Origin of the sequence: Hylemonella sp. W303a, from assembly GCF_046452315.1 — a bacterium.
Taxonomy (GTDB): Bacteria; Pseudomonadota; Gammaproteobacteria; order Burkholderiales; family Burkholderiaceae_C; genus Hylemonella.
Map to the genome: position 1 here is coordinate 61882 of NZ_JBKFDG010000006.1, position 26358 is coordinate 88239.

The window sequence follows — 26358 nt, forward strand, 5'->3', positions numbered from 1 at the left end:
TCAGTCAATGCTTGTCGCTCGGTTCGGGGTCACGCACCTTCTCCAAGGCACGCAACCGCTCGCGCAAACCGGCGAGTTGTTTGAGTGTGGCGGCATTCTTTTCCCAGGAAGCATGGTCATCCAGGGGAAAGGCCCCTGTGTAATGCCCCGGCTTGTGCAAGGATCGTGAAACCAGCGAAAACGCGGACACATGCACGTTGTCGGCCAGGGTCAAATGTCCAGCAATGCCCGCGCCTCCACCTATGGTGCAGTTGGCACCAATCACGGCGCTGCCTGCCACACCGACACAGGCCGCCATGGCGGTGTTGCGGCCCACGCGCACGTTGTGCGCGATCTGAATCAGGTTGTCGAGCTTGACGCCATCCTCGATCACCGTGTCCGCCAAGGCGCCCCGGTCGATGCACGTGTTCGCGCCGATCTCCACGTCATCGCCAATGCGCACGGCGCCAAGCTGCTCGATCTTTTCCCAACGCGTGCCATCCTCGGCACGAACAGGGGCGAAACCGAAGCCGTCCGCCCCGATGACCACGCCCGAGTGCAAGATGCAGCGCGCGCCGATCACGCAGTCCTCACCCACCGTCACACGGGACTTCAACCACGTGTGCGCGCCAACCTTAGCGCCACGCTCCACCACGCAAAGAGGGCCAATCACCGCACTGGGGTCGACGTCGGCTTGGGAATCCACGACCGCACTGGGGTGAATGCGCGGACCGGCCGACGCGGACGCTCTGCGTGCACGCTGCCAAAGCTGGGTCAGGCGGGCAAAATAAAGATACGGGTCGGCGGTGACAATGCAAGCTGGGCCGCCGGGAAGACCCGGCACTGATCGAGCCATCGCCTCGTCGCGCAAGGCGGGTGCGACGATCACGCAGGCCGCTTGGCTCGTCGCCAGTTGAGCGCGGTACTTGGCGCTACTGAGGAAGCTCAGGGAATGGGCGTCGGCCGATTCAATCGGAGCAAGGCGCTCGATTTGCAACTGCGCATCACCGAGCAACTCACCTCCAAGTTGCTCGACGATGGCACCAAGACGCAGTACAACATGCCCCATGCGTGACGCTTATGCGCTGAGTATCACTTGGCGCTGGCGTTCAGCGCCTGGATCACCTTGTCGGTGATGTCATGCTTGGGATTGACATACACCGCTTCCTGAAGGATCAGGTCGTACTTCTCGGCATCCGCCACCTGCTTGACCACGCGATTCGCACGCTCAAAGACCTGCTGCAATTCTTCGTTGCGCCGACGGCTGAGATCCTCTTGGAACTCACGGCGGTTGCGTTGGAAATCACGGTCGAGATCCACAAGCTCCCGCTGCCGCGTCGAACGCTGGCTTTCCGACAAGGTGGGGGCGTCTTTTTCGAACTGGTCGGCTTTGGTCTTGAGCGCGGCGCCTTGCGTCTGCAGCTCCTTCTCGCGCTTGGAGAATTCCTGTTCAAGGCGGACCTGGGCATTCTTTGCAGGCGCAGCCTCTTTGATGATGCGATCCAGGCTCACGTAACCCAGGCGAAACTGTTGAGCGGAAACGGGCGAGCTGAACAGCGCCAAAAGACCCGCGCTGACAGCCAGCCAATAGGCAACAAAGGATTTGCGCAGCTTCATCAGAATGTGGTCCCGATCTGGAATTGGAGATGCTGGATTCTATCGCCATCGAACTTGCGCACCGGCCAGGCGTAGGCCAAACGCAAGGGCCCCATCGGCGAAATCCAGCTCAGCCCCAAGCCTGCGCCAGAACGCCAGTCACTGGGGCTGATGTCCTCATCCGGGCCGTAGACGTTGCCGGTGTCATAGAACGCGTAGACGCGCAAGGTCCGGTCGTTGCCCGCACCTGGGAACGGTGCTTGCAGTTCAAAGTTCAGATTGAATTTCTTTGAACCACCGTAGCTGCGATTTGAATCCGCATCCCGCGGCCCCAGGCTGCCAGGCTCAAAACCTCGCACCGAGCCCAGCCCTCCGCCGTAGTAATTCTTGAACATCGGATAGGGCCGGTCGCCGAGCGCGAAGCCCCAGCCCAGATCGCTGTTCATGGCGAGGGTGTACTGCTTGGTCAACGGAATGTAGTGCTGGTATTGGTATGTGCTGCGAAGGTACTGCAGCTCTCCACCGAAGTAGCTCGGACTCCATTCAAGCGAGGCGCGCAGATAGTTGCCCTGGGTCGGAACCAAGGCGCTGTCACGGTTATCTCGCCCCCATCCCAGCGTCAATGGGTAACCAATGCTGGTACGGCCAAACTCGTCGATGTACCGCTCATAGGCTGCCGGCAGGTAATCTCCTGGGACGATGGTTGTGCTCTCAATACCAACACCCACGTAAACCGTATCACGCTCACTCACCGGCAAGCCGAAGCGCACGCTGCCGCCCTGCGTCTCGACCGAGTAAGCGTCGGTGTCGGTGTAAGGCCGCGAAATCCGGTCATACAAATCAAAGCTCCGCGAAACACCATCTTGAGTGAAATAGGGATCGGTGGTGTTCAACACCACCGTGCGATTGACCTTGCTCGTGTCAAGCTGGATACCCAGCGAGTTACCGCTGCCGAACGCATTTCGCTGGTTGATGCCGAACTGCAAACCCAGGCCTTCGCTGGTGGAATACCCCGCGCCCAACGTCAAACTACCTGTGGGGCGCTCCTTGACGTTGAGGTTCAGATCTACCTGATCGGAGGTGCCCGGAACTTCGCTGGTTTCGATGCTGACCTGGTCAAAATAGCCCAAACGGTCGACACGGTTGCGTGACAAGCGGATCTTGTCACCGTCATACCACGCTGATTCGTATTGCCGCAATTCCCGGCGGATGACTTCATCTCTCGTTCGTGTGTTGCCAGCAATGTTGACCCGGCGGACATAGGCACGCCGCGCGGGTTCCGCGTTCAGCACCAAAGCGACCCGATTGGTCGCGCGATCAATCTCGGGTTGCGAATTCACGCGCGCGAAGGCGTAGCCAAAACGACCAAAATGCTCGGTGAAAGCCTGCACGGTCTCGGCGACTTGATCCGCGTTGTAAGCCTCCCCAGGTCGAATGGAGACCAAGGTCTTGAATTCGTCCTCACGCCCGAGGTAGTTGCCTGCCAGGCGCACCGCGGACACGACGAAACGCTCACCTTCGGTCACATTGATGGTGATGCTCATGTCCTGCTTATTAGGTGCCATGGCCACCTGGGTCGAATCGATGCGGAACTCCAGATAGCCCCGCGCCAGGTAGTAGGAGCGCAAGGTCTCCATGTCTGCGTTCAACTTGGCGCGCGAGTACCGATTGGACTTGGTGTACCAGCTCATCCAGTTGCCAGTATCCAAGTCAAACAAGTTGCGCAGCGTCGCTTCCGAGTACACCTTGTTGCCAGCGATGCGAATCTCGCTGATTTTGGCGGGTTCACCTTCGGTCACGGTGAAGCTCAAGGCCACGCGGTTGCGTTCCGCTGGAGTGACGGTGCTGACCACCTCGGCAGCGTAAAGGCTGCGATTGATGTATTGACGTTTGAGCTCTTGCTCGGCCCGATCCAAAAGCGCCTTGTCAAATGGGCGTCCCTCCGCCAGACCAATGTCCTTGAGCGCTTGGGTGAGCACTGTCTGGTCAAACTCGCGCACGCCGTTGAACTCCAGGCTCACCACGGTCGGGCGCTCCTCGACGACAACCACGAGCACATCGCCCTTCACTTCGAGACGGACATCGGTGAACAAGCCCAAAGCGAAAAGTGCCCGTATGGACGCCCCACCCTTGTCGTCGTCATAACGGTCGCCGATGCGCAACGGCAGCGAGGCGAACACCGTGCCCGGCTCGACGCGCTGCAAGCCCTCGACCTGAATGTCACGGACAGTGAACGGCTCGACGGCTCGCGCAGGCGTCACGGTCAACAGCGCAGACATCAGGGCCACCATGGCCACCGGCAAGAACCGGACCATCAAACGAAAACGAGGAAACAGCATCAACAGCGCAGTCAGGGGATGGGGTGGCCTTGGTGGAATCAACCCGTGGTTATCAGCCAAATAAACGGGTGACGTCATTGACGAGGGCAATGGACATCATGAGCGCCAGCACGACAACGCCGAATCGCTGAAGCCGAGCCTGGCTGGCTTCGGATAGAGGACGGCCCGTCAGACCCTCCCAGAGATAATACATGAGGTGTCCACCGTCAAGCAGTGGCAAGGGCAGCAAATTGAGCACACCGAGGCTCACGCTGATCAGCGCCAGGAAGATCAGGTAAGCCGAAAGGCCCAAGCTCGCAGAACGCCCCGCGTAATCTGCAATGGTCAGCGGACCGCTCAGGTTCTTGAGCGATGCCTCTCCAATGACCATCCGCCCCAGCGTCTTGAGTGTCAGGACCGAAACATCCCAGGTCTTGACGATGCCCAGCCACAGTCCTTCGAACAAGCCGTACTGCACCAAGCGCATCTCGGGCTGGGCGCCTATGTAGGCACCGATTCTTCCGACGGTGCGCCCGGTGAGCCGCGAGGATCCCTCGGCCGCAGTGTCCTGCACCACGACTTCAGGCCGAACGTCCACCACGAGGATCTGGCCCGAACGTTCGATGCGCCAGCGCTGAACTTTCGCGACGCCATCGGCGGCGCTGGCACGGATCAGCTCACGAAGCTGGCGACCGTCCCGCAACGCGACATCGTCGACGCTCAGCACATGATCCCCCTTGCGCAGACCGGCAGCCTGGGCCGCGCCATCGGCCAGCAAATCACCGATTTCAGGCTTGCTCAGGGGTGCGATGAGTCCGATGCGCTCCATCAGTTCTGGAGCGGCTTCGCGCGCGTCCAGAGCGGCCAGTTCGAGCCGAACCTGAGTCCCGTCGTCGAGCTGCAAGCGCGCATCACGTCCATTGAGGGCGGCTTGGCTCAATAGCCAACTCAAGTCCTCAAAGGACTGCACCGGGCGGAGATCGTCAACGTCGAGGTCGGCCGCGTCAAAGCCTGCTCGCGCCACGCGTTCGCCACCTAACAGCCCAGCGCGATCGGCGACGGACCCCGGCACTGGCGCACCGAGCACTGGGGCGGCCATTTGCACACCGCTCCAATTGAGCGCCGCATAGAGCAGCACGGCCAAGCCGAGGTTGGCGAGGGGCCCCGCAGCGACGATCAGAACCCGTGACCGCAAAGGCTGAAGATTGAATGCCCGATGACGCTCCTGAGCGGCCACGGGTGCCTCCCGCTCATCAAGCATCTTCACGTAGCCGCCGAGCGGCAGTGCACTGAGCGCAAACTCAGTGCCCGATTTGCGCGAGGTCCAACGTAATACGACGGGGCCAAAACCGATCGAAAAACGCAGCACCTTCACGCCGCACGCCACCGCCATGCGGTAGTGGCCGTACTCGTGAATGGCGATCAGAAGACTGAGAGCGAGAACAAATGCGGCGATCGTCAGCAAGATGGATTCCTCAGGCCGCCTGCAAGGACAGGCGCTGCACACACTGCTCGGCCACGGCACGCGAGCGCTCGTCCAAGGCCAGCAGATCCTCCAAGTCGGCGGGGGGGGCCGCCGCGGACAACCTGGGTGAGATGCTTTCCAGCACTGAAAAGTTCACTGCGTGGATTTGGTCGAAACGGATGCGCCGCTCCAGGAAGGCGGCCACCGCGATTTCATTGGCAGCGTTCAGCACGGCCGTTGAGCCCGCCGGCGCCCGCAAGGTCTCCCAAGCCAGCGCCAGGCCCGGATAGCGCTGGTGATCCGGTGACTGGAAACTCAGGCCAACCAGCTTCGCGAAATCGAGCGCTGCGGCCCCTGACTCGATGCGCTCTGGGAAAGACAAGCCATAGGCAATTGGCACGCGCATGTCAGGCGTGCCCAGCTGGGCCAGCACCGAGTTATCGCGGCAGACCACCATGGAATGCACGATCTGTTGCGGATGGACCAAGACTCGAACCTGCTCTGGCGCAAGATCGAACAGCCATTTGGCTTCGATCACCTCCAGCGCCTTGTTCATCATGGTGGCGGAATCGACGGAGATCTTGCGCCCCATCGCGAAATTGGGATGCGCCACGGCCTGTTCGGGCGTGACAGCGGAGAAAGTGGCGGGGTCCCGCTCCCGGAACGGCCCACCGGAGGAAGTCAGCAGGATATGGTCCACGCGCTGAGACCAAGTCGAGCGGTCCTCGGGCAAGCACTGGAAGATGGCCGAATGCTCGCTGTCGATGGGTAGCAGCAATGCCCCACCCTCACGCACTGCGTCCATGAACAAGGCTCCACCGACGACGATGGCTTCCTTATTCGCCAGCAACAAACGCTTGCCAGCGCGCGCCGCGGCCAAGCAGGGCGCCAGGCCGGCAGCGCCAACGATGGCGGCCATGACCACATCCGTTGACTCATGCGAGGCAACTTCACTCAAGGCCTGTTCGCCGCTGAGCACCCGCGTGGAAAGCCCCTCGGCTTTGATCCGAGTGGCCAACAAGCGCCCCGCCGCCTCGTTGGCCATGACCGCGTAGGCAGGTTTGAAACGCGCGCACTGCGCCAGCATCTCATCAACCCGGCTGGCGGCAGTCAATGCAAAAACTTCGAACCGCTCAGGGTGACGGGCCAAGACATCCAGGGTATTGACGCCAATGGAGCCCGTGGAGCCAAGGACGGCGACGCGCTGCTTTGTCATGATGAGAGTTCCGGGGAAAAATGAAGGCTCACCGCGCCCAACCGTGCAACATCAGGGCAAGCGGCAAGGTGGGCAGAAGCGCGTCGACGCGGTCCAACACGCCGCCATGACCAGGCAACAGACCACTGCTGTCCTTCATGCCCGCGCTGCGCTTGACCAGAGATTCCACGAGGTCCCCCACGACGCTCATCGCTGTCAGGAAAACCAATGCCAAGGCCAAGCCGACCGCCCCGGCGCTCGATGCGCCAAGCACCGCATAGAGACTGGGGCCAGGCAGCACGGCAGAGCGCTCCAGGGCCAGCCACACCAAGGCCACCACGAAGACCCCCAGCAAGCCACCCCAGGCACCCTCCCAGCTTTTGTTCGGACTGATGCTGGGGGCAAGACGCTTGCGGGTGTAACGCCCGCCAAAGGCCTTGCCAGCGAAGTACGCTGCGATATCGGCCACCCAAACGAGCACAAGCACCGACAGCAGAAATGTGACACCCAATTCACGGGCCCGCACCACGGCGAGCCAAGTCAGCCAGAGCGCCGCCCAGCCAGCGATCAAGCGCAAGGCGCGCGGCACGCTAGCCCAACGAGCCACCCCCGCTTGCAACAGGGCGGCCCCCAAGACCACCCACAGCAGCCCTCCCAGAGTCCATACCCAGACCGGCGTCGCGCGGAATCCGCCGCCGATCCAGCTCAGCAGGCACGCGCATACGCAAAGGAGAACGCCCGCCCAAGTGAGCAGCCCCACGCGCCGCTGCCTTGGATCATTCAATCGCCCCCACTCCCACGCTCCACCGGCAATCAGCACCAGGGTCACGGCCCGCCAATAGGTGGTGTCCGGGTGAAAGAGCGCGGGCAGCAAAAGCGCCAGGAGGACGATGGCGGTGATGATGCGTTGCTTGAGCATGGGTCCGGGTCTCCTGACTGGTACGGTACCGACTCCGTCGGAGTGCGGGGGGTTGCATCATGCCCGAGGCTCAAGCCGCCTGGGACTGTCTCGAGTCGGACGCCGAGGGTGACGGCGAGGCTGGCGCGGGAACACGGCCATAGCGCCGCTCACGCTTAGCGTAGGCAGCAATGGCACGATCCAGTTCCGCTTCGTCGAAGTCGGGCCAGAGCAGATCGCTGAAGTACAACTCGGCGTAGGCAGCCTGCCAGAGCAGAAAGTTGGAAAGGCGTAACTCGCCGCCCGTGCGTATCAACAGATCAGGGTCAGCCACGTGGGCCAGGGCCAGGGCGCCGCTCAGCGTGGCCTCGGTGACCTCGACCTGCTCCGCGGCCAGTTTCGCTGCGGCCTGGACCAAGTCCCAGCGCCCCCCATAGTTGAAACAAACATTGAGGATCAGACGGTCATTGGCCGCAGTCGCCTGTTCGGCCGCACTCAGTCCGGTCCGAACCTTTTCCGAGAGATTCGCACGCTCGCCCACGAAGTACAAACGCACGCCGTCAGAGTGCATCTGGGGCACTTCCTTGGCCAAAGCGCCGGCGAGCAACTCCATGAGGCCGGACACTTCTTCAGCGGGACGGCTCCAGTTCTCGGAAGAAAAAGCGAAGACCGTCAGGACCGCCACGCCGCGCTCCAAACACGCGCGTATACAACGGCGCAGACTTTCCATCCCTTGCCGATGCCCCGCCAAGCGCGGCAGCAGACGTCGCGTGGCCCAGCGCCCGTTTCCATCCATGACGATGGCGATGTGCGCGGGCACCCCAGGAGAAGGATCACGGCTGAGGATGGCTTTCATGCGCGTCTGCTATTGGAACAAGGGGCACGGCCGCTCAAACGGCCATGACCTCTTGCTCCTTGGCGGCGACCAGCTGGTCAATGGTTGCGACATGCTTGTCCGTGAACTTCTGGATATCGGCCTCGGCACGCTTCTGATCATCTTCGGAGGCCGTTTTGTCTTTCACCAGCTTCTTGACGGCTTCGTTCGCGTCTCGGCGCAGGTTGCGCACGGCGATCTTGGCCGCCTCGCCTTCGTTGCGCACGAGCTTGGTCATTTCCTTGCGGCGCTCCTCGCTCATGGGCGGCATGGGGACACGGATCAGGTCGCCCATGGACGCGGGATTCAGACCCAAATCACTCTCGCGAATCGCCTTCTCAATCTTGGCGCCCATGCCCTTTTCCCAGGGCTGAACGCTGATCGTGCGGGCATCCAGCAGCGCCACATTGGCGACTTGGCTCAAGGGAACCATGGAGCCGTAGTACTCCACCTGCACGGCGTCGAGCAAGGCAGGATTGGCGCGGCCGGTCCGGATCTTGGACAAGTTGTTCTTCAATGCCTCGATGGACTGGTCCATCTTGCCTTCGACGTTTTTCTTGATGTCTGCGATCGTGGTCATGTGGAACTCCTGCACGGACAGGCAAAAAAATCAGAACTTACGGCTCAGCACCTGAAAATGAGGTCTGAGTCGATCTCAAAGACTCACCAAGGTACCCTCGTCATCCCCTTGCACCACGCGCTTGAGGGCGCCGTGCTTGAAGATCGAGAACACCTTGATCGGCAACTTCTGGTCACGGCAGAGGGCAAAAGCCGTCGCGTCCATGATGCCCAGGTTGCGTTGGATGGCCTCGTCAAAGGAAAGACGGCTGTAGCGTGTCGCGTTCTTGTCTTTGGCGGGATCGGCGGTGTAGACACCGTCTACCTTGGTGGCCTTGAGCACCACCTCGGCGCCAATTTCAGCGCCGCGCAGGGCCGCGGCCGTGTCCGTCGTGAAAAACGGGTTGCCCGTTCCCGCGGCGAAGATGACCACCTTGCCTTCCTCGAGGTACTGCAAGGCCTTGGGACGCACATAAGGCTCCACCACCTGCTCGATGGCAATCGCCGACATCACGCGCGCCGTGAGCCCGGCCTTGTTCATCGTGTCGGCCAGGGCCAAGGCATTCATCACGGTCGCCAGCATGCCCATGTAGTCGGCCGTGGCGCGATCCATGCCAACCGAGCCCCCCGCGACGCCGCGGAAGATGTTGCCGCCTCCAATGACCACGGCCACTTCGACGCCCATGCGGGTGACCTCGGCCACTTCCTCGACCATGCGCACGATGGTGGCGCGGTTGATGCCAAAGGCATCGTCACCCATCAAAGCTTCACCGGACAGCTTGAGCAAAATGCGCTTGTGAGCCGGCTGCGGGGTGGACATGAGAGACTCCAGAAAGGAAAGAAGCGGGGCGCGAACGGGAATTTTGCCGGATTTAAGCCGGCTGCCATCCACCGCCTGACCCTTTGCGCGGCGATGGATGGCAATGCTTCACAAGAGCATCAAGCTTGTTTAGCAGCCGCCACTTGGGCTGCCACCTCGGCGGCGAAATCGTCCACCTTCTTCTCAATGCCTTCGCCCACGACATACAGAGTGAAGCTCTTGATCGTGGTGTTCTTGCTCTTGACGTAGGCACCGACGGTCTGCTTGCCATCCGCGGCCTTCACGAAAACTTGGTCGAACAGCGAGACTTCCTTGAGGTACTTCTGCACCGAGCCCTCGACCATCTTGGCCACGATGTCAGCGGGCTTGCCGGACTCAGCGGCCTTCTCGGCGGCGACGCGGCGCTCGGTCTCGATCAGCGCGGCCGGCACATCGGCGGAGGTCAAGGCCACCGGCTTCATGGCGGCGACGTGCATGGCCACGTCCTTGGCGGCGACCTCGTCACCGTCGAACTCCACGACCACGCCGATGCGCGTGCCATGCAGGTAGGACGCCAACTTGGCGCCGGAAGCAAAACGCTTGAAGCGGCGGAAGCTCATGTTCTCGCCAATCTTGCCGATCAGGCCCTTGCGCACGTCTTCCAGGGTGGGGCCGAAACCGTCCTGGCTGTAGGCCAGGGCGCCCAGGGCTGCCACGTCAGCAGGGTTGTTCTTCACGATCAGCTGCGCGGCGGCATTCGCGAGGGCCAGGAAGCTGTCATTCTTGGTCACGAAGTCGGTTTCGCAATTGATTTCGATCAGCGAACCCACGCCGCTCTCGATGGCGGAAGCGACCACCCCTTCGGCGGTCACGCGGGAGGCAGCCTTGCCAGCCTTGGTGCCCAGCTTGACGCGCAACACTTCCTCGGCCTTAGCCAGGTCGCCGTCCGCTTCGGTCAGCGCCTTCTTGCATTCCATCATGGGGGCATCGGTCTTGGCGCGCAGTTCGGCGACCATGCTTGCGGTGATTGCAGCCATTTGTTTACTCCGTCTTGAATTTGTTAGGTTCGGTTCAAACCGGGGCTAAAAAAAAGGGGCTTACACGCCCCTTTCTTCCCGTCCCTGGTAAAGGGGCGCAGGGCCTGAGATCAGGCGGCGTTCTCCACCTCGACGAACTCGTCGTCGCCTTCAGCAGACACGGCCTTGACCACGTCCTCGACCGCGTTGGCGCGGCCTTCGAGAATGGCATCGGCGATGCCGCGGGCGTACAGCGTGACGGCCTTGGAGGAATCATCGTTGCCGGGGATCACGTAGTCGATGCCCTCGGGCGAGTGGTTGGAGTCGACGACACCGATCAGGGGAATGCCCAGCTTCTTGGCCTCGGCAACAGCGATCTTGTGGTAGCCGACGTCGATCACGAAAATCGCGTCCGGCAGGGTCGCCATGTCTTGAATGCCACCAATGTCCTTCTCGAGCTTTTCGAGTTCGCGCTGGAACATCAGCTGCTCCTTCTTGGACATCGCGTCCAAGCCAGCTTCCTGCTGGACCTTCATGTCCTTCAGGCGCTTGAGCGAAGTCTTGACCGTCTTGAAGTTGGTCAGCATGCCGCCCAGCCAACGCTGGTCGACATAAGGCACACCAGCACGCTGGGCTTCAGCGGCCACGATTTCACGGGCAGTGCGCTTGGTGCCTACGAACAGAATGGTGCCGCGACGGGCCGCCAACTGCTTTGCGAACTTCGCGGCTTCCTGGAACATCGGCAGCGACTTTTCCAGGTTGATGATGTGAATCTTGCTGCGATGGCCAAAGATGAAAGGGGCCATCTTGGGGTTCCAGAAGCGGGTCTGGTGGCCAAAGTGGACACCGGCTTCCAGCATTTGACGCATGGTCACGGACATGATTGTTAACTCCGAAGGTTAGGACTTAAATCCGGCCCCTATTGCGACCCCATCAGGGGCGCAACACCTTTGATAGGCCGGTTTGCGATTCGCTTTCCCGACAAAGACCATGATTTCGCACCCCTCAAACTGAGATCAGTGCGCAACAATGGACTTGCATTTGGCAAAGCCTCGGGATTATAGCAAAGACCCAAAACTGGGCGAGGCACCTAGAACGCCCACTTCAGGAGGACTTGGCTCATAAAGCCATGCGCCACCTCTTCCCCGGTGCGCAACTCAGCCCCCTTCCCCATACTGCCTCCCTCCATCGCGACCTTCAGCACCCCATTCGAAGGCGTGCGCAACAAAGGGGCCTCGACGCCAATCAACAGAAAGCGTCCCGGATTGGAGTCCTTCGCAAAGATTTGCTCGGTGTCCATCAGCCAGAGAACCCCGCCGCGAACATACGTCGTGAGGTTCTCCATCTGATTGCGGTAGCCCAAGCCAACCATGGCGATCTCATAGCCACGCCAAACCGGCTCATTGCGCGAAGACGTGTAGGCTTGGCTGTAGCTCAAGCCGATCTGCCAATGTCCCTGCCCGACATCAAGGGTCGCACTGCTGCCTTCGTCCTCCGCAAAATTGGCCATGCCCAAGCCCAGTTGCCAATCGAGGGCCAGGGCGGGCCTGAACATGCAGACCACCAACGCAGCCAATAACAGCCGCACTATGGGTCGCAGGCGACGAGAGGACGAGGTTGCGCCAAAAGAGGTCATGGCAGCCCGCCAACTCAGAACCTGTATCCCACACCGACATTCAAGGCTTGGGTGACGATATTGGTCTTCAACTCACCCCCTCCATCAAGGCGGGTTGAATTTTGTGAATAGCTCACCCGGAAATCGGTGAACGCCGACCATTTGGTTGACATGGCGTAGCTGACCCCGCCGATCAGCTGAACGGCCGGGCCGGCGAGTTGGTATTCAAACGTCTCCCGACTCCCATCGCGGGTCTGCACCTCCACATGGGGGATGGCCAACCCGGCACCCGCGCCAACATAAGGGGCGTAGCCTGGCATGACATCTGGAAACCGGCGCAAGGCATTGAGCATCAGCAGGTTCAGCCCATCAGAAAACTCCAGCACCTCGAAGCCACTTTTGCGCAAGGTTTTGTCGTCGGCGTACACCTTGGCGTGAGTGAAGTCGAGCGACAGCCCCCAGTCATCCTCGCGCCACCAAGTCAAAGACAAACCATAGTAGGGTGGCTTGCGGCTCAGCGAGTCCCCTCTCCATCCCGCATTGAAATTGAATTTGCCAACGCCGTCAGGGTCATCGCCTTTGACTTGACTGTCCGAGGCTCCTTGAATTCCGGTGTAGAAGCGGAACTCGAACTCCGCATGCGCTGAAGCCGAGAGCACAAAAGCACCACAGGCAAACAGCAACGTTGAAATCGCGCGCGACATCTTCATGACATCTCCCGGTTGACACAGAACATTGAGCCCAAACTGGCGATGGCTTCAGAAGCGCATGCTACAGCTGACCTGGACCCTTCCATCGCCGAAATCAGTCTCAATGCGATTGCAAGCACCTGTTTGTTGCCCTTCATCCACGAACAGCCACGTAGAAAATCCGGCGATCAAGGCACCACCCGCCACATCGCGGGGGTGATGCGCATCCGCCTTGACGCGTGAATAACCCACAAACGCCGCCAATGCGTAAGGGACGGCCGCTTGCGAAAAACCGTAGCGCCGATGAATGAATGTTGCACCAGCAAACGCGGACGCTGTGTGGCCGCTGGGAAATGAATCGCGATCATCTCCTGAATCGTAGTCCGGGCGCTTTTGCTGAGTCGTGCTTTTCAACGAGTGCGCCGCGAGCGCCGTGCTCAGCATCGTCATGCCAAATTGCGCAACGCCCTCCCCTCGGCCCGTGAGCTCGTGTTCGCTGACCGCGATGCCCAAGGCGTAACTGGGAATCATCAGCTGCAGGAAGTCCCCGGCCTCTTCCACGCCAGACCTTCTCGCTCCATCGGCACAAGCGTAGGAAGCCAGCGCCAAGCAACACACCATCAAGCCTCGAAGCCAGCGGTTTTTCATCGTTGTGGAGGCTTTCGGGATTGGGATGCGTCTTATTGACTGTGACGCGCACTAACATAGCGCACCCATCTTTCGTTTTTTTGACATGGCTCCAATGCGCTCCGATGCCCATACCACCTTGAAACGTCTTCAAGAGGGTCTGACCACACCGATCGAGGAAATGGAGCAGTCCATCGCCGCGGCAGAAAGCGAGAGGGGCAAGCATGCCTTCATCGCCACGGACGTCGAAAGCGCACGTCGACAAGCTCGCGCCGCGACAGCTGACTCGCAACTCGCCGGTCTCTCTGTCTCGGTGAAGGACTTGTTCGATGTTCGAGACCAGACCACTTCGGCAGGCTCCATGGTGCTGCACTCGGCCCCGGTGGCCAAAGAGGACAGCACTGCGGTGGCGCGCCTGAGGGCTGCGGGTGCGGCCTTCATTGGCCGCACGAACATGAGCGAGTTCGCGTTCTCCGGAGTGGGCATCAATCCACACCACGGAACACCGAGCAATCCAGCCTACACGGACCAGCCCCGCATCCCGGGTGGCTCATCCAGTGGCGCGGCTGTCTCGGTCGCTCTCGGGGCGGCCTTCATCGGCCTGGGTTCGGACACTGGGGGCTCGATCCGCATCCCGGCCGCGTTGCAGGGCTTGGTCGGATTCAAAAGCACCGCGCGTCTCGTGCCCACGGATGGCACTTTGCCGCTATCGACCACGCTGGACACGGTCTGCGCCATCACGCGCAGCGTGCGAGATGCCATCCTCGCGCACGAAATCCTTTCGGCACGCAACGTGCCGCGGCCGAAAAAGGCGCTTCGAGAGTGCCGCTTCGCTGTTCCGCGCACTCTTATGCTGGACGACCTAGAGCCCCCCGTGGCACGAGCATTCGACCGCGCCCTGCAGACGCTGCGCGGCTTGGGCGCCCAGATCGACGACATCAAGCTTCCTGAGTTGGGGGAGCTGAGCGACATCAACGCGACGGGTGGTTTTTCGGCCGCCGAGAGCTATGCTTGGCACCGCAAGCTGTTGACGACCCAAGGCGCCCTTTACGACCCTCGCGTCAAGCTGCGGATGGAACGTGGCGCAGGCATGAGCGCCTGGCAGTACATCGAGTTGATTCAGGCCCGACACGACTGGATCGAGCGCATGACCAACGCGATCAAGAGCTATGACGCGATGCTCTCCCCCACAGTCCCGATGCTCGCGCCGACCATCGCCCAGGTCGCCCCCGGACCAGCAAGGGATGACGCCTTCTTCCGCGCCAACGGCCTACTGCTGCGCAACCCCAGCGTGGTCAACATGTTGGATGGCTGTGCCATCTCCCTGCCCTGCCAAGCACCCGGCGAATCCCCTGTGGGTTTGATGCTCTGGCATGGCGCAATGCGCGACGATGCCCTGCTCAACATCGCGCTGGAGCTTGAATCCCATCTTTGACCGCGCCCAGGCGAGGCCTGGCATCGACGCCAGCACCGACTCCGAATGCTCGCCGGCGCGCCAGCCATAATCCGTCCCTCTCTACTTTTTGCATAGACTCCCGCTTTCGGCGGGTTCCCAAATCCCTTCATGGAAATCGCAGTCATCGGCGCCGGCATCGCTGGCGTCACCACCGCCTGGGAACTGGTTCAGGACGGTCACAAAGTCACCGTGTTCGACCGGCGCCTCGCCGTCGCGGAAGAAGGCAGCTTCGCCAATAGCGGGCTCATCGCGCCTTCCAGTCTCATCCCTTGGGCCGACCCGAAGATGCCACGGCGAGCCCGCCGTCAACAACTTGACACCCTGGCGCCGCTGCACCTTACAAGCCCTTTGGCGATGAGCGAACGGGCTTGGCGCTGGAAGCGCGCGCTCCTGAGTTCAAGCACGATGGCCCGGCGCATGAGCGCGTTGCGCGAGCTTGCACGTTACAGCCATGAGCGCTTGCATTCCCTGGTTGCTGAACTGGAGTTGGATTTCGAACGCACGCTGGGGGTGTTGTTGCTGGTACGCAGCGCGCGCGAAATGACTGCGCTGCAGCCGGGACTGCAACTATTGCGGGAGCTTGGGGTCCCCTTTCAAGAACTGAGCCCCGAACAGGCGCGCACGATTGAGCCTGCCTTGAATCAAGAGACGGCTTTTCACTGCGCCATTCACCTACCCAACGACGAAGCTGGCAACTGCCGTCAATTCGCGCAGATGCTCAAGGCCCAGGCACAGGCACGGGGAGCGCAATTCGTCTTTGGCGTGGAAGTGAGGCACCTGCTACCAGCTGCTGGCGCCAACGTCACCCACCTCCCGGCGCGCCTGCTCGCCAACATGCAGGTGCAACTCGTCGGAGAATCGCAGCCTCGCCGCTTCGACGCCGTGGTGATATGCGCTGGCGCGGGCGCCAGTCAACTGCTCAAGCCCTTGCTTCGCCCTCTGGGATTCAGATTGCCATTGGCCACCACGCACAGCTATGCGATCAGCGCGCAGGTGCGAGAGCCTTTGCACGCTCCCCGCAGCGCCGTCGTCGATGTGCGACACAACATTGCACTGACTCGCATGGGCCAGCGCATCCGGGTGGGCGGAGGGGCGGTGGAGCTCGGTGGTCGCGCCGACCAGCAACATCCGAAGCTGGTACAAAAGCTTTACACCGTGCTTCACGACTGGTTCCCCGGTGCGGCGCTGCTCTCCGGCAATGTGCAGACTTGGCGAGGTGGCCAAGTGATGCTGCCTGACCAAGCACCCTTGCTGGGCTCCACCACGATTCCAGGTCTGTGGCTCAACTGCGCGCACGGCGCTCTGGGCTGGACGGTCAGTTGTGGCGCGGCCCGCGTGTTGGCGGACGAGATACGTGGTGAGCGTGGCGCCATCTCATCGACTGAATTGAGCATTGCTCGGCTGAAACGCTGAAATACTGCACACCTTCGACATTGACGTGCGCGGGGGAATCTGGGAAGCTGGCCGCACCCGCCACGCGCACGTCGAACATGCAAACACTCAGTCCTGAGCTGACCCGACGGTTGACCGCCGCCATCGAGAAGATGCCGGCGTTTCCGAAGAGCGTGCAGTCCATCCTGGACCTGACACGCGATCCGAACTGCACGCCCAAGGATTTGGTGCTGGTCATTGAAAAAGACCCGGTCGTCACCCTCAAGATCCTGAAAGTCGTCAACGCGGCTCAATTCAACCTTCCGAAGCAAGTCGCCTCCATCAACCACGCGGTGGTGCTGTTGGGCTTCAATACCATCAAGCACTTGGCGTTGGGCATCGCGGCCATGGGCGTGCTGCCGCGCCATACGGCCGCAGGTCTGGACATGCAGCAGTATCTGCTGCACTCCCTCACGACCGCTTGCCTGGCGCGCGAGTTGGCCACCCGGATGAAGCATCCCGAGGCCGATCCGCTGGAATGCTTCATCGCGGGATTGCTTCACGATTTCGGCAAGGTGGTCTATGCACAACACATGCCTGATGAGTTCAGGCTGGCACTGCAAACCAGCAAGCAGCTGCACATCCCCTTGCATGAAGCCTTGCGTCAGACTCTGGGCGCTGACCACACCGTGACGGGGGCTTTGCTTCTGGAACGATGGCGCTTCGCATGGCGTCTCGTTGAAACGATCCAGAACATGCATGGTCCCCAGGTCAAGGACACGCCGATGATCGCCTGCGTCTTCGCAGCCAATCAAATCAGCAAGAAGTTGCAAATGGGATTCGCTGGAAATATGTACGTGGAGTCCTTGACCGAGGCCATGGAAAGTCGCTTGGGGGGCGATTTGGACACCGTCATTGCGCATTTAGGCGACCTCAAGCCGTTGATGGACGAAGCCAGGATGTACGCACGACTTGAAACGTGAAGACCCTGGCACCAACACCCAGCCCAAGGAAGGCGGCATGAAGATCAAGTTTTGGGGAGTGCGCGGCTCCATCGCATCGCCTGGTCCGCAGACAGTGCGCTACGGCGGCAACACCACCTGCATCGAGGTGCGCACGGACGATGACGACATCATCATCCTGGACGCCGGGACGGGGATCTTTCCACTGTCCCAGAGCTTGATGGCTCGGCAGCCCGTGCACGCCAATATCTTTATCACGCACTCGCACTGGGACCACATTCAAGGCCTGCCTTTTTTCATCCCCAATTTCGTCCCTGGCAACGTGCTGAGACTGCATGGCGCCCACGACCCAGTGAGTGGTCAGGGCGTGGAACAGGTGATGTCCGTGCAGCTGCAATACAGCTACTTTCCAGTGCGCGAGGCCGAGTTGCGAGGTCGCGTCGAGTACGTGACGCTCACACCTGATGAAAGCGTTCGTGTCGGCAGCGCCACCATCACACCCTGCCTGCTGAATCACCCGGTGATCAACTACGGTTACCGTATCGAGTCGAATGGAAAGTCCGTCTTCTTCACCGGAGACCATGAACCACCTTACAACATCTACCAGCCTGGCGACCCGGAGTACGCCGAGTACCAACACCACATCGATGAGAGGGATGCGGCCATCGTGCAAAGCATGCGAGGCGTGGATGTTCTAATCATCGATACGTCCTACACAGCGGCCGAATATCCGTCCAAGGTCGGCTGGGGACACGGCACCTATGCCAGCAGCTTCGACTACGCCTCGCGTGCGGGCGCGAAGGTTCTTTACTGCACTCACCATGAACCGACTCGCAGCGACGACGCCTTGGAAGCCGTCTTCCGTCAGGCGCTGGCGGAGCATTCTCATGCCGCTGGACTGGACATTCGGCTGGCTGTCGAAGGTCAGGTATACGATTTCTGAGGCATCACGGTCCCATTCATGCAGCGTTTTGTACCGGGCCAAGCCCACGCACTCCATACCATCGCGGCGACGCAACGGATTGAACAAGCCGCTCAAGCCAGCCTTCCCGCGCACACGCTGATGCAACGCGCTGGCCGGGCAGTGGCATGCCTCGCCCTGGCCATTGCGCCCCATGCGCGGCGCTACTGGATCGCTTGTGGACCAGGCAACAATGGCGGCGACGGGTTGGAGGCTGCCACCCACTTGTTGCAGCATGGCAAAACGCCGATTGTCACTTGGCTAGGCCATGCCGGCAGCCTGCCCGAGGACGCGCGATTGGCGCTGGAATGGGCACGTGCTGCCAATGTGGTTTTCTCTGCGACACCGCCTGAGGATTGCGATTGCGCGATCGATGCCCTGCTGGGCTTGGGGGTCACGCGCCCCCCCGATGGGCAGATGGCAGAGCACATTGCCGAACTCAACCGGTTGCGTTCGCGGGGCGTGCCAGTGCTGTCCGTGGACTTGCCTACAGGTTTGCAGGCCGACACAGGCAACGCGCCGGGGGCTTGCGTGCAAGCCAGCCATACCCTCGCTCTGCTGACGCTCAAGCCAGGCCTGTTCACGGCGCAAGGACGAGATGCCGCCGGGGACATCTGGTTCGATGAACTTGACGTTTCACTTTCTCCCCCGCAAAGCGCGCAAGCCCTGCTGAATCCAGCCCCTGCCACGCACGCCCGCAAGCACGCGACGCACAAAGGCAGCTATGGCGATGTCGCCGTGATCGGCGGCGCGCCGGGCATGGGCGGAGCTGCGCTGCTGGCGGCCCGGGCAGCCCTGCAGAGTGGCGCGGGTCGGGTGTACGTGGGGCTGCTGGACCCTGGGGGCGCTCTCATGGACGCCCTCCAACCGGAGCTGATGTTGCGACGTCCGGAAGCGCTGATGAATCAGTTGTCAGGGCTGACCGTGGTCTGCGGTTGTGGAGGCGACGATGCGGTGAGCGCACTGTTGCCGGACTTGCTGAGCCAAGCGCCTCGCCTTGTGCTGGACGCCGATGCCCTCAACGCGGTAGCGAAGGAACCAGCATTGCGGACGCTGCTGCAGAACCGTGGGCGAAGTGGCAGCGCTCTTTCCACGGTGTTGACTCCGCACCCTCTGGAGGCCGCCCGCTTGTTGAATACCGACGCCCACAGTGTGCAGACCGACAGGCTAGCCGCCGCGCAAACCATGGCCGACCGATGGGGCTGCACGATCGTGCTCAAGGGCTCGGGCACGGTCATCAGCACCCCAGGCACTGCGCCTCGCATCAATCCAACCGGCAATGGGCGACTCGCCACCGCGGGCACCGGGGACGTTCTGGCGGGTTTGATCGGTGCCCGGCTAGCGCAAGATGCGACATCGTTTGAGGCAGCTTGCTCCGCTGTGTACGCCCATGGTCTTGCCGCGGACAGTTGGCCACCTCAGCAACCATTGACAGCAGGAGGACTGGCTCGCGTGCTGGGCCCATGAGGACACTAGAGCCCGGTACGCATCAGCGTTTTGACTTGCGGGCCTTGGTCTTCGCGGCCGCCTTTTTGACGGCCGATTTGACGGAAGCCTTGAGGGCTTGAATAGGGCTCAGCAGTGCCAACTTGTCGCGCTTGGCGCTGGTCTTGCGAGCTGGCGTCTTGGCAATACCTGCTTTTCGAGAATTTGACGCAATCCGGCTCGTCTTCTTGTTCACGTTCGGCTCGCTCAGTCCCTGCTCACCATCGTCCCTCGAGACAGAGAACTCCCGCGCTTCCCGAACCGGCTCCCGAGTCAAACCCAGTTCGTCCCCCTTGACCAGTCGGAAATCAATCCTTCGACCATCGAGGTCAACGCGGCTGACCTGTACACGCACGCGCGAGCCGATCGCGTAGCGAATGCCGGTTCGCTCGCCGCGCAACTCCTGCCGCGCCTCATCAAAACGGAAGTACTCCCCTCCCAGTTCGGTGATGTGCACCAGACCTTCGACATACATGGCATCCAAGGTGACGAAAATGCCGAAACTGGTCGCCGCGCTGACCAAGCCGTTGAATTCCTCACCCAGGTGCTCGCGCATGTACTTGCACTTGAGCCAAGCCTCCACATCACGACTGGCTTCGTCCGCGCGACGCTCGTTGGCGCTGCAGTGCAGGCCCGCGGCCTGCCAAGCCAATAACTCAGCGCTGGCTTTTTTTGCTTTTTCGCCCGCAACTCTGGCTGGCTTGCGCGCGGCGTCGTTCTTCTCCAGGCGGCGCGCGAGTTTGGCATGCGCCTCCCCCGGCGTGGGCAGATTAGGTAGGTGGTAACGCGTCTTGCCGAGGATGGCCTTGATCACGCGGTGCACCAGGAGGTCTGGGTAACGGCGTATGGGGCTCGTGAAATGCGTGTAAGCCTCGTAAGCCAAGCCAAAATGTCCGCTGTTGAAAGGGGTGTAAATGGCTTGCTGCATGGAGCGCAACAGCATGGTGTGAATCTGCTGCGCGTCGGGCCGGTCTTTCACGGCGTCGGCGATGCGTTGGAATTCAGCCGGCTGCGGGTCCTCGCTGATGGTCAGGCTCACCCCCATCGCCTTGAGGTAGTTGCGCAGCAGCTCGTTCTTTTCAGGCGTGGGTCCCTCGTGCACGCGGAACAGGCCACTGTGCTTGCTCTGCCCGATGAAATCGGCACTGCAGACATTGGCGGCCAGCATGGTCTCCTCGATGAGACGATGCGCCTCATTGCGCACGCGCGGGACGATCTTCTCGATGCGTCCGCTCTCATCACAGACGATCTGGGTCTCGGTGGTCTCGAAATCGACTGCCCCGCGCCTGGCCCGTGCGGAGAGAAGTGCACGATAGACCTCGTAGAGATGCAGCAGATCGCCCACACGCTCTTTACGCCGAGCCGCTTCCGCACCACGGGTATTCGCCAGGATGGCAGCCACTTCGGTGTAGGTGAAGCGTGCATGGCTGTGCATCACGGCCGGATAGAACTGGTACGCCTTGATGTCACCTTGTTCAATGCCATCACCCTCGATCAGCATGTCGCAAACCATGCAAAGACGGTCCACATCCGGGTTGAGCGAACACAGACCGTTGGACAGTTTTTCCGGCAGCATGGGAATGACACGGCGCGGGAAATACACACTGGTGGCGCGCTCGTAAGCATCAACGTCTATCGGCTCGCCGGTTTCAACATAGTGGCTCACGTCAGCGATCGCAACGAGCAGCCGCCAGCCCTTCCTGGCGCTCTTGCCTCGGCCTAGTGTGACCGGTTCGCAGTAGACAGCGTCATCAAAATCACGTGCGTCCTCGCCATCGATCGTCACCAGCGGCACGTCGGTCAAATCGACCCGGTTTTTCTTGTCTTGCGGACGAACCTTGTCTGGCAGGCCACGCGCTTGGGCAATACAGGCTTCGGAAAACTCATGGGGAACGCTGTACTTGCGCACCGCGATTTCAATCTCCATGCCCGGGTCATCCACTTCGCCCAGGACTTCCTTGACACGCCCAACGGGTTGTCCATAAAGAGCGGGCGGCTCGACCAGCTCCACCACCACGACCTGCCCGACCCGAGCCTGACCTGTCGCGCCTCTAGGAATCAATATATCCTGGCCGTAGCGCTTGTCCTCGGGCGCCACCAGCCAAACACCGTTTTCCTGCAGCAGGCGCCCGATGATCGGTTGGTTGGAACGTTCGATGATCTCAACCACGCGGCCTTCAGGCCGCCCTTTGCGATCATGACGCACAACGCGCGCTTTGACGCGGTCCTTGTGCAGCACCGCACGCATTTCGCTCGGCGACAGATAAATGTCCGCCTCGCCATCGTCGCGAACCACGAAGCCGTGACCGTCCCGGTGGCCGCTGACCGTGCCCTCGATTTCCTCGAGCAGGGCCGCAGTGGCGTGCGTGGAACCGGATGGGCTGATTTTCTTGTTATACAATCTTGGTCTTGCCTGAGATGCCCAGATGGCGGAATTGGTAGACGCACTAGTTTCAGGTACTAGCGCTTAACGGCGTGGAGGTTCGAGTCCTCTTCTGGGCACCAAGTTTAGAGGCAAAACGTGGTCAATCCACGTTTGGCGTCATAAACACTTCAGAACACAAGCCGCAACCCTAGACTGCGGCTTTTTTCTTGCGGCGACAGCCGAAAAGACCACGTGTTCATCCTATAATGCGCGCTTACCGAAGTTTGGATGTGATTCCAAACGCGCAGCCCAGATGGCGGAATTGGTAGACGCACTAGTTTCAGGTACTAGCGCTTAACGGCGTGGAGGTTCGAGTCCTCTTCTGGGCACCAGACAAAAAAAGGCCGCTGCATCCGCAGCGGCCTTTTTCTTTGCGCTGACCGATTGGCCTGCGCAAAACACGGCACTCAGTCAATCAGTCGGTCGCCGTGGCCTCCTCGGGCTTGGCCTTGCCTTCTTTCTTCGGCAAGGGCTGGATATCGAGTTTGACGTCGGTCTTGTCCTCGCCCTTCTCGTCCTTCACGACCTCCACGTCTACCGACAGCCGACCGCCATCGACCAGACGGCCAAACAGCAACTCGTCCGCCAGGGCACGACGGATGGTGTCCTGTATCAGGCGTTGCATCGGTCGCGCGCCCATCAGCGGATCGAAACCCTTCTTCGCCAGATGCTTGCGCAGCGCGTCGGAGAAGGTGACCTCGACCTTCTTCTCCGCAAGCTGCGTTTCCAACTGGAGCAGGAACTTATCCACCACACGCAGGATGATCTGCTCGTCCAGCGGCTTGAAGCTCACGATCGCGTCCAGACGGTTGCGGAACTCGGGCGTGAACAAGCGCTTGATGTCGCCCATTTCGTCGCCCGCCGCACGCGGGTTGGTGAAGCCGATGGTGGCCTTGTTCATGGTCTCGGCGCCCGCGTTGGTCGTCATGACAATGATCACGTTGCGGAAGTCGGCCTTGCGCCCGTTGTTGTCCGTCAGCGTGCCGTGGTCCATGACCTGCAGCAACACGTTGAAGATGTCCGGATGCGCCTTTTCGATTTCGTCAAGTAGCAGCACGCAGTGCGGCTTCTTGGTGACGGCCTCCGTCAAAAGCCCGCCTTGGTCAAAACCGACGTAACCCGGGGGCGCACCGATGAGACGGCTCACCGCGTGACGCTCCATGTATTCGGACATGTCGAAGCGGATCAGCTCGATGCCCAGGATGTAGGCCAGTTGCTTGGCCGCTTCCGTCTTGCCCACGCCGGTGGGGCCGCTGAACAGGAAGGCCCCAATCGGCTTGTCGGGCTTGCCCAGACCCGAACGCGCCATCTTGACGGCGGAAGCCAGGGCTTCCAGCGCCTTGTCCTGGCCAAAAACCACGCTCTTCAGGTCACGCTCGATGGTCTGCAACTTGCCACGATCGTCATTGCTGACGTTCGCAGGCGGAATGCGCGCGATCTTGGCGACGATTTCTTCGACCTCACTCTTGCTGATGGTCTTCTTGCGCTTCGAGGGCGGCAGAATACGCTGCGCGGCACCAGCCTCATCGATCACGTCGATGGCCTTGTCGGGTAGATGCCGGTCGTTGATGTACTTGGCGCTCAGCTCCGCCGCCGCTTGCAAAGCCGCGTTGGCGTACTTGACGTTGTGATGCTCCTCGAAGCGAGACTTCAAGCCCTTGAGAATTTCGATGGTTTCCTGCACGCTGGGCTCCACCACGTCCACCTTCTGGAAGCGGCGGGACAGCGCAGCGTCTTTCTCAAAGATGCCTCGGTATTCGGTGAACGTGGTCGCACCGATGCACTTGAGCTGGCCGCTGGACAAAGCAGGCTTGAGCAGGTTGCTGGCGTCCAGCGTGCCGCCACTGGCAGCGCCCGCACCGATCAGAGTGTGAATCTCATCGATGAACAAAACCGCGTTGGGCTTGTCCTTGAGGGACTTGAGCACGCCCTTGAGGCGCTGCTCAAAGTCGCCCCGGTACTTGGTGCCGGCGAGCAGAGCACCCATGTCGAGCGAGTAGACGTTGGCCTCGGCCAGAATCTCGGGAACGTCGTTCTGAACAATGCGCCAGGCCAGCCCCTCGGCGATGGCCGTCTTGCCTACGCCGGCTTCGCCGACCAGCAGGGGATTGTTCTTGCGACGGCGGCACAGAATCTGGATCACGCGCTCCACTTCGTACTCACGACCGATGAGCGGATCAATCTTGCCATCCTTGGCCTGCTGGTTCAGGTTGACAGTGAACTGCTCCAGCGGTGACGCCTTACCTTCGCCTTTCTCAGAGGCCGCGTTCTCCTCGGCTTCACCGGCGTTGTCGTTGGACTTGCTGGATTCTGGTGGATCGCTTTTCTTGATGCCATGGGCAATGAAATTCACCACATCGAGACGCGTCACGCCTTGCTGGTGCAGGTAGTACACCGCATGCGAATCCTTCTCACCGAAGATGGCCACGAGCACATTGGCCCCGGTGACCTCTTTCTTGCCGCTGCCTGTGCTTTGCACATGCATGATGGCGCGCTGGATCACGCGCTGGAAACCGAGCGTGGGCTGAGTGTCCACTTCCTCGGTGCCCGCGACCTGCGGCGTGTTGTCCTTGATGAAATTGGTCAGGCTTTTGCGCAAGTCATCGATATTGGCCGCGCAGGCACGCAACACCTCGGCAGCGCTGGGATTGTCCAGCAAGGCCAGAAGCAGATGCTCCACGGTGATGAACTCATGACGCTGCTGCCGAGCCTCGACGAACGCCATGTGCAAACTGACTTCCAGTTCCTGGGCAATCATATGACTTCCTTTTGCCTTGCTGGACCCGGTATCACAGGGACCGGATCCTTCGTTGATCTGCGGCTAACTTTAATCCGATTCCAAAAGCCATCCAAGCCACAGGGCGGAAGAATTGGCTAGAAATAGAAACAGAAAAAGAAACCAACTCTCTCATTCCACTGGTTCAGCCACGCACTGGAGCGGGTGCCCGGCCTTGCGGGCCGCTTCCAGCACTTGGTCGACCTTGGTCGCTGCTACGTCCTTGGTGTAAACGCCACAGATGCCCCGTCCATCCAGATGGATCTTGAGCATGATCTGGGTCGCCGTCTCCAAATCCTTGTTGAAATATTCCTGTATGACCACCACCACGAACTCCATGGGGGTGTAGTCATCGTTGAGCATCACCACCTGGAACATCTGCGGCGGCTGCACTTTCTGGGGCCGTCGTTCCAGGACAACGGCGTCTCCGCCGTTGCCTTGATTCTCTCGATCGGGCTTGACGACAGGCAGTTTGGGAGGAGCGGGTGGTTGGGTTGCCATGTTCTTCGCCATGGCTTCATTCTATCGAGCGCCTCCATGGCTTGTCATTCACGGGAACAGTTCACAGGGCAGGAGTTTGGGTCGGATACTCTGACTTCAAGGCCCTTGGGAGCCTCGCCCCCTCACTGCACGGCCACCGCTCGCGGCCTTGCCCACCCACGGCGAGGAGGCACAATTCGCCCACCGTCTGAAATCCCGCCCACAGGAAGCGCCCAAGATGAAGGCCTCACGCCCCGCACTGCTCCAAAATCTGACACGCAGACCGTTCCCGCAGCACCTCGTGCCCGCGTCGCGGCGCCTGGCGGGACTTGCGCTCTGCTTCGTCTTGGCCCTGTGTATCGGCCTATTCTCGCGCTACAGCCAAGCTCAGGGCGTGGCCCAACGCGACTTGCCTCGCACCACCCTGAACGCAGGCATGTATTTGGTCCATGCTCAAGTCGCTTCCACGCCCGAACAACGTGCGACCGGCCTGATGTACCGCACGGACCTGCGCGACAACGAAGGAATGCTCTTCATTTTTGAGAAAGCCCAAATGCAGTGCTTCTGGATGAAGAACACCCTCATCCCCCTGACTGCTGCCTTCATCGCAGATGACGGCACCGTCGTCAATACCGTTGACATGCAACCAAGAACCACCAATTCGCATTGCTCAACCAAGCCCGTGCGTTACGTACTCGAGGTGCGCCAAGGTTGGTTGGCGCAACATGGCATCGGCCCCGGCAAGCGCATCACCGGCGGCCCCTTCGGGAAGAACTGAGGCCGATCCCCATCCTTCGGTCAAGCCGAAAACGC

General features: G+C 61.0%; 23 protein-coding genes and 2 tRNA genes. 8 read left to right on the forward strand and 17 right to left on the reverse strand.

What is annotated here, in order from left to right:
• Positions 1 to 4: 4 nt before the first annotated feature.
• The 14 genes from lpxD to ACLBKS_RS12375 all read right to left on the reverse strand — a co-directional run bounded on the left by lpxD (position 5) and on the right by ACLBKS_RS12375 (position 13650).
• Positions 5 to 1048, reverse strand: a complete 1044-nt coding sequence (lpxD, locus tag ACLBKS_RS12310; RefSeq protein ID WP_410193104.1) for a UDP-3-O-(3-hydroxymyristoyl)glucosamine N-acyltransferase — start codon at positions 1046 to 1048, stop codon at positions 5 to 7.
• A 23-nt stretch (positions 1049 to 1071) separates the two neighbouring features.
• Positions 1072 to 1596, reverse strand: coding sequence for an OmpH family outer membrane protein (locus ACLBKS_RS12315; protein WP_410193105.1), 525 nt, complete (start codon positions 1594 to 1596; stop codon positions 1072 to 1074).
• A complete protein-coding gene (gene bamA, locus ACLBKS_RS12320; RefSeq protein WP_410193106.1) occupies positions 1596 to 3914 on the reverse strand; it encodes an outer membrane protein assembly factor BamA in 2319 nt (772 codons plus the stop codon). Before bamA ends, ACLBKS_RS12315 begins: the two co-directional genes overlap by 1 nt.
• 52 nt (positions 3915 to 3966) lie before the next feature.
• Positions 3967 to 5361, reverse strand: coding sequence for an RIP metalloprotease RseP (gene rseP, locus ACLBKS_RS12325; protein ID WP_410193319.1), 1395 nt, complete (start codon positions 5359 to 5361; stop codon positions 3967 to 3969).
• 7 nt (positions 5362 to 5368) lie between these two features.
• On the reverse strand, positions 5369 to 6574 hold the full coding sequence (gene ispC, locus ACLBKS_RS12330; RefSeq protein WP_410193107.1) for a 1-deoxy-D-xylulose-5-phosphate reductoisomerase: 1206 nt from the start codon (positions 6572 to 6574) through the stop codon (positions 5369 to 5371).
• Positions 6575 to 6602: 28 nt separating this feature from the next.
• Entirely contained in the window at positions 6603 to 7472 is an 870-nt protein-coding gene (locus ACLBKS_RS12335; protein ID WP_410193108.1) for a phosphatidate cytidylyltransferase, read from the reverse strand.
• A gap of 70 nt (positions 7473 to 7542) precedes the next feature.
• Complete coding sequence (gene uppS, locus ACLBKS_RS12340) at positions 7543 to 8307, reverse strand: polyprenyl diphosphate synthase (RefSeq protein ID WP_410193109.1); 765 nt, start codon at positions 8305 to 8307, stop codon at positions 7543 to 7545.
• Between the two features lie 34 nt (positions 8308 to 8341).
• Positions 8342 to 8905 carry a ribosome recycling factor gene (gene frr, locus ACLBKS_RS12345; RefSeq protein ID WP_410193110.1) on the reverse strand — a complete coding sequence of 188 codons (564 nt, stop codon included), beginning with the start codon at positions 8903 to 8905 and terminating at the stop codon, positions 8342 to 8344.
• A 75-nt stretch (positions 8906 to 8980) separates the two neighbouring features.
• Complete coding sequence (pyrH, locus tag ACLBKS_RS12350; RefSeq protein WP_410193111.1) at positions 8981 to 9703, reverse strand: UMP kinase; 723 nt, start codon at positions 9701 to 9703, stop codon at positions 8981 to 8983.
• 119 nt (positions 9704 to 9822) lie between these two features.
• Positions 9823 to 10719, reverse strand: coding sequence for a translation elongation factor Ts (gene tsf / locus ACLBKS_RS12355; protein WP_410193112.1), 897 nt, complete (start codon positions 10717 to 10719; stop codon positions 9823 to 9825).
• A gap of 110 nt (positions 10720 to 10829) precedes the next feature.
• On the reverse strand, positions 10830 to 11579 hold the full coding sequence (gene rpsB, locus ACLBKS_RS12360) for a 30S ribosomal protein S2 (RefSeq protein ID WP_006298655.1): 750 nt from the start codon (positions 11577 to 11579) through the stop codon (positions 10830 to 10832).
• A gap of 209 nt (positions 11580 to 11788) precedes the next feature.
• Complete coding sequence (locus tag ACLBKS_RS12365; RefSeq protein WP_410193113.1) at positions 11789 to 12334, reverse strand: hypothetical protein; 546 nt, start codon at positions 12332 to 12334, stop codon at positions 11789 to 11791.
• A 14-nt stretch (positions 12335 to 12348) separates the two neighbouring features.
• A complete protein-coding gene (locus ACLBKS_RS12370) occupies positions 12349 to 13023 on the reverse strand; it encodes an outer membrane protein (RefSeq protein WP_410193114.1) in 675 nt (224 codons plus the stop codon).
• Between the two features lie 48 nt (positions 13024 to 13071).
• On the reverse strand, positions 13072 to 13650 hold the full coding sequence (locus ACLBKS_RS12375) for a phosphatase PAP2 family protein (RefSeq protein WP_410193115.1): 579 nt from the start codon (positions 13648 to 13650) through the stop codon (positions 13072 to 13074).
• A 94-nt stretch (positions 13651 to 13744) separates the two neighbouring features.
• On the opposite strand from ACLBKS_RS12375, the gene ACLBKS_RS12380 reads away from it, so the two are divergent.
• From ACLBKS_RS12380 to ACLBKS_RS12400, 5 genes are all read left to right on the forward strand, one after another.
• Positions 13745 to 15064 (forward strand): amidase, encoded by a 1320-nt coding sequence (locus ACLBKS_RS12380; RefSeq protein ID WP_410193116.1) that lies wholly within the window; start codon positions 13745 to 13747, stop codon positions 15062 to 15064.
• Positions 15065 to 15193: 129 nt separating this feature from the next.
• Positions 15194 to 16498 (forward strand): FAD-dependent oxidoreductase, encoded by a 1305-nt coding sequence (locus tag ACLBKS_RS12385; RefSeq protein ID WP_410193117.1) that lies wholly within the window; start codon positions 15194 to 15196, stop codon positions 16496 to 16498.
• Positions 16499 to 16575: 77 nt separating this feature from the next.
• Positions 16576 to 17439: an HDOD domain-containing protein gene (locus tag ACLBKS_RS12390; RefSeq protein WP_410193118.1), complete on the forward strand. Its 864-nt coding sequence runs from the start codon at positions 16576 to 16578 to the stop codon at positions 17437 to 17439.
• A 37-nt stretch (positions 17440 to 17476) separates the two neighbouring features.
• On the forward strand, positions 17477 to 18361 hold the full coding sequence (locus ACLBKS_RS12395; protein WP_410193320.1) for an MBL fold metallo-hydrolase: 885 nt from the start codon (positions 17477 to 17479) through the stop codon (positions 18359 to 18361).
• 18 nt (positions 18362 to 18379) lie between these two features.
• Positions 18380 to 19846 (forward strand): NAD(P)H-hydrate dehydratase, encoded by a 1467-nt coding sequence (locus tag ACLBKS_RS12400; RefSeq protein ID WP_410193119.1) that lies wholly within the window; start codon positions 18380 to 18382, stop codon positions 19844 to 19846.
• A 22-nt stretch (positions 19847 to 19868) separates the two neighbouring features.
• Here ACLBKS_RS12400 and rnr read toward each other — a convergent pair whose 3' ends face one another.
• Complete coding sequence (gene rnr / locus ACLBKS_RS12405) at positions 19869 to 22265, reverse strand: ribonuclease R (RefSeq protein ID WP_410193120.1); 2397 nt, start codon at positions 22263 to 22265, stop codon at positions 19869 to 19871.
• A 19-nt stretch (positions 22266 to 22284) separates the two neighbouring features.
• On the opposite strand from rnr, the gene ACLBKS_RS12410 reads away from it, so the two are divergent.
• Together ACLBKS_RS12410 and ACLBKS_RS12415 are read left to right on the forward strand one after the other, a co-directional pair.
• A tRNA-Leu gene (locus ACLBKS_RS12410) sits at positions 22285 to 22369 on the forward strand.
• Positions 22370 to 22536: 167 nt separating this feature from the next.
• Positions 22537 to 22621 (forward strand) — tRNA-Leu (locus ACLBKS_RS12415).
• Between the two features lie 83 nt (positions 22622 to 22704).
• Here ACLBKS_RS12415 and clpA read toward each other — a convergent pair.
• Together clpA and clpS are read right to left on the reverse strand one after the other, a co-directional pair.
• The gene (gene clpA, locus ACLBKS_RS12420; protein ID WP_410193121.1) at positions 22705 to 25047 is read right to left on the reverse strand and encodes an ATP-dependent Clp protease ATP-binding subunit ClpA; all 2343 of its coding nucleotides are present in this window, start codon (positions 25045 to 25047) and stop codon (positions 22705 to 22707) included.
• A 150-nt stretch (positions 25048 to 25197) separates the two neighbouring features.
• The gene (gene clpS, locus ACLBKS_RS12425) at positions 25198 to 25566 is read right to left on the reverse strand and encodes an ATP-dependent Clp protease adapter ClpS (RefSeq protein WP_039853502.1); all 369 of its coding nucleotides are present in this window, start codon (positions 25564 to 25566) and stop codon (positions 25198 to 25200) included.
• Positions 25567 to 25783: 217 nt separating this feature from the next.
• Between clpS and ACLBKS_RS12430 the strand changes: the two genes are divergently transcribed.
• Positions 25784 to 26323, forward strand: coding sequence for a DUF192 domain-containing protein (locus tag ACLBKS_RS12430; RefSeq protein WP_410193122.1), 540 nt, complete (start codon positions 25784 to 25786; stop codon positions 26321 to 26323).
• Positions 26324 to 26358: the final 35 nt, after the last annotated feature.

Coding starts and splice junctions, on each gene's coding strand:
- lpxD (WP_410193104.1), bottom strand. CDS start 1,048: ATGGGGCATGTTGTACTGCGTCTTGGTGCCATCGTCGAGCAACTTGGA.
- ACLBKS_RS12315 (WP_410193105.1), bottom strand. CDS start 1,596: ATGAAGCTGCGCAAATCCTTTGTTGCCTATTGGCTGGCTGTCAGCGCG.
- bamA (WP_410193106.1), bottom strand. CDS start 3,914: ATGCTGTTTCCTCGTTTTCGTTTGATGGTCCGGTTCTTGCCGGTGGCC.
- ispC (WP_410193107.1), bottom strand. CDS start 6,574: ATGACAAAGCAGCGCGTCGCCGTCCTTGGCTCCACGGGCTCCATTGGC.
- ACLBKS_RS12335 (WP_410193108.1), bottom strand. CDS start 7,472: ATGCTCAAGCAACGCATCATCACCGCCATCGTCCTCCTGGCGCTTTTG.
- uppS (WP_410193109.1), bottom strand. CDS start 8,307: ATGAAAGCCATCCTCAGCCGTGATCCTTCTCCTGGGGTGCCCGCGCAC.
- frr (WP_410193110.1), bottom strand. CDS start 8,905: ATGACCACGATCGCAGACATCAAGAAAAACGTCGAAGGCAAGATGGAC.
- pyrH (WP_410193111.1), bottom strand. CDS start 9,703: ATGTCCACCCCGCAGCCGGCTCACAAGCGCATTTTGCTCAAGCTGTCC.
- tsf (WP_410193112.1), bottom strand. CDS start 10,719: ATGGCTGCAATCACCGCAAGCATGGTCGCCGAACTGCGCGCCAAGACC.
- rpsB (WP_006298655.1), bottom strand. CDS start 11,579: ATGTCCGTGACCATGCGTCAAATGCTGGAAGCCGGTGTCCACTTTGGC.
- ACLBKS_RS12365 (WP_410193113.1), bottom strand. CDS start 12,334: ATGACCTCTTTTGGCGCAACCTCGTCCTCTCGTCGCCTGCGACCCATA.
- ACLBKS_RS12370 (WP_410193114.1), bottom strand. CDS start 13,023: ATGAAGATGTCGCGCGCGATTTCAACGTTGCTGTTTGCCTGTGGTGCT.
- ACLBKS_RS12375 (WP_410193115.1), bottom strand. CDS start 13,650: ATGAAAAACCGCTGGCTTCGAGGCTTGATGGTGTGTTGCTTGGCGCTG.
- ACLBKS_RS12380 (WP_410193116.1), top strand. CDS start 13,745: ATGCGCTCCGATGCCCATACCACCTTGAAACGTCTTCAAGAGGGTCTG.
- ACLBKS_RS12385 (WP_410193117.1), top strand. CDS start 15,194: ATGGAAATCGCAGTCATCGGCGCCGGCATCGCTGGCGTCACCACCGCC.
- ACLBKS_RS12390 (WP_410193118.1), top strand. CDS start 16,576: ATGCAAACACTCAGTCCTGAGCTGACCCGACGGTTGACCGCCGCCATC.
- ACLBKS_RS12395 (WP_410193320.1), top strand. CDS start 17,477: ATGAAGATCAAGTTTTGGGGAGTGCGCGGCTCCATCGCATCGCCTGGT.
- ACLBKS_RS12400 (WP_410193119.1), top strand. CDS start 18,380: ATGCAGCGTTTTGTACCGGGCCAAGCCCACGCACTCCATACCATCGCG.
- clpA (WP_410193121.1), bottom strand. CDS start 25,047: ATGATTGCCCAGGAACTGGAAGTCAGTTTGCACATGGCGTTCGTCGAG.
- clpS (WP_039853502.1), bottom strand. CDS start 25,566: ATGGCAACCCAACCACCCGCTCCTCCCAAACTGCCTGTCGTCAAGCCC.
- ACLBKS_RS12430 (WP_410193122.1), top strand. CDS start 25,784: ATGAAGGCCTCACGCCCCGCACTGCTCCAAAATCTGACACGCAGACCG.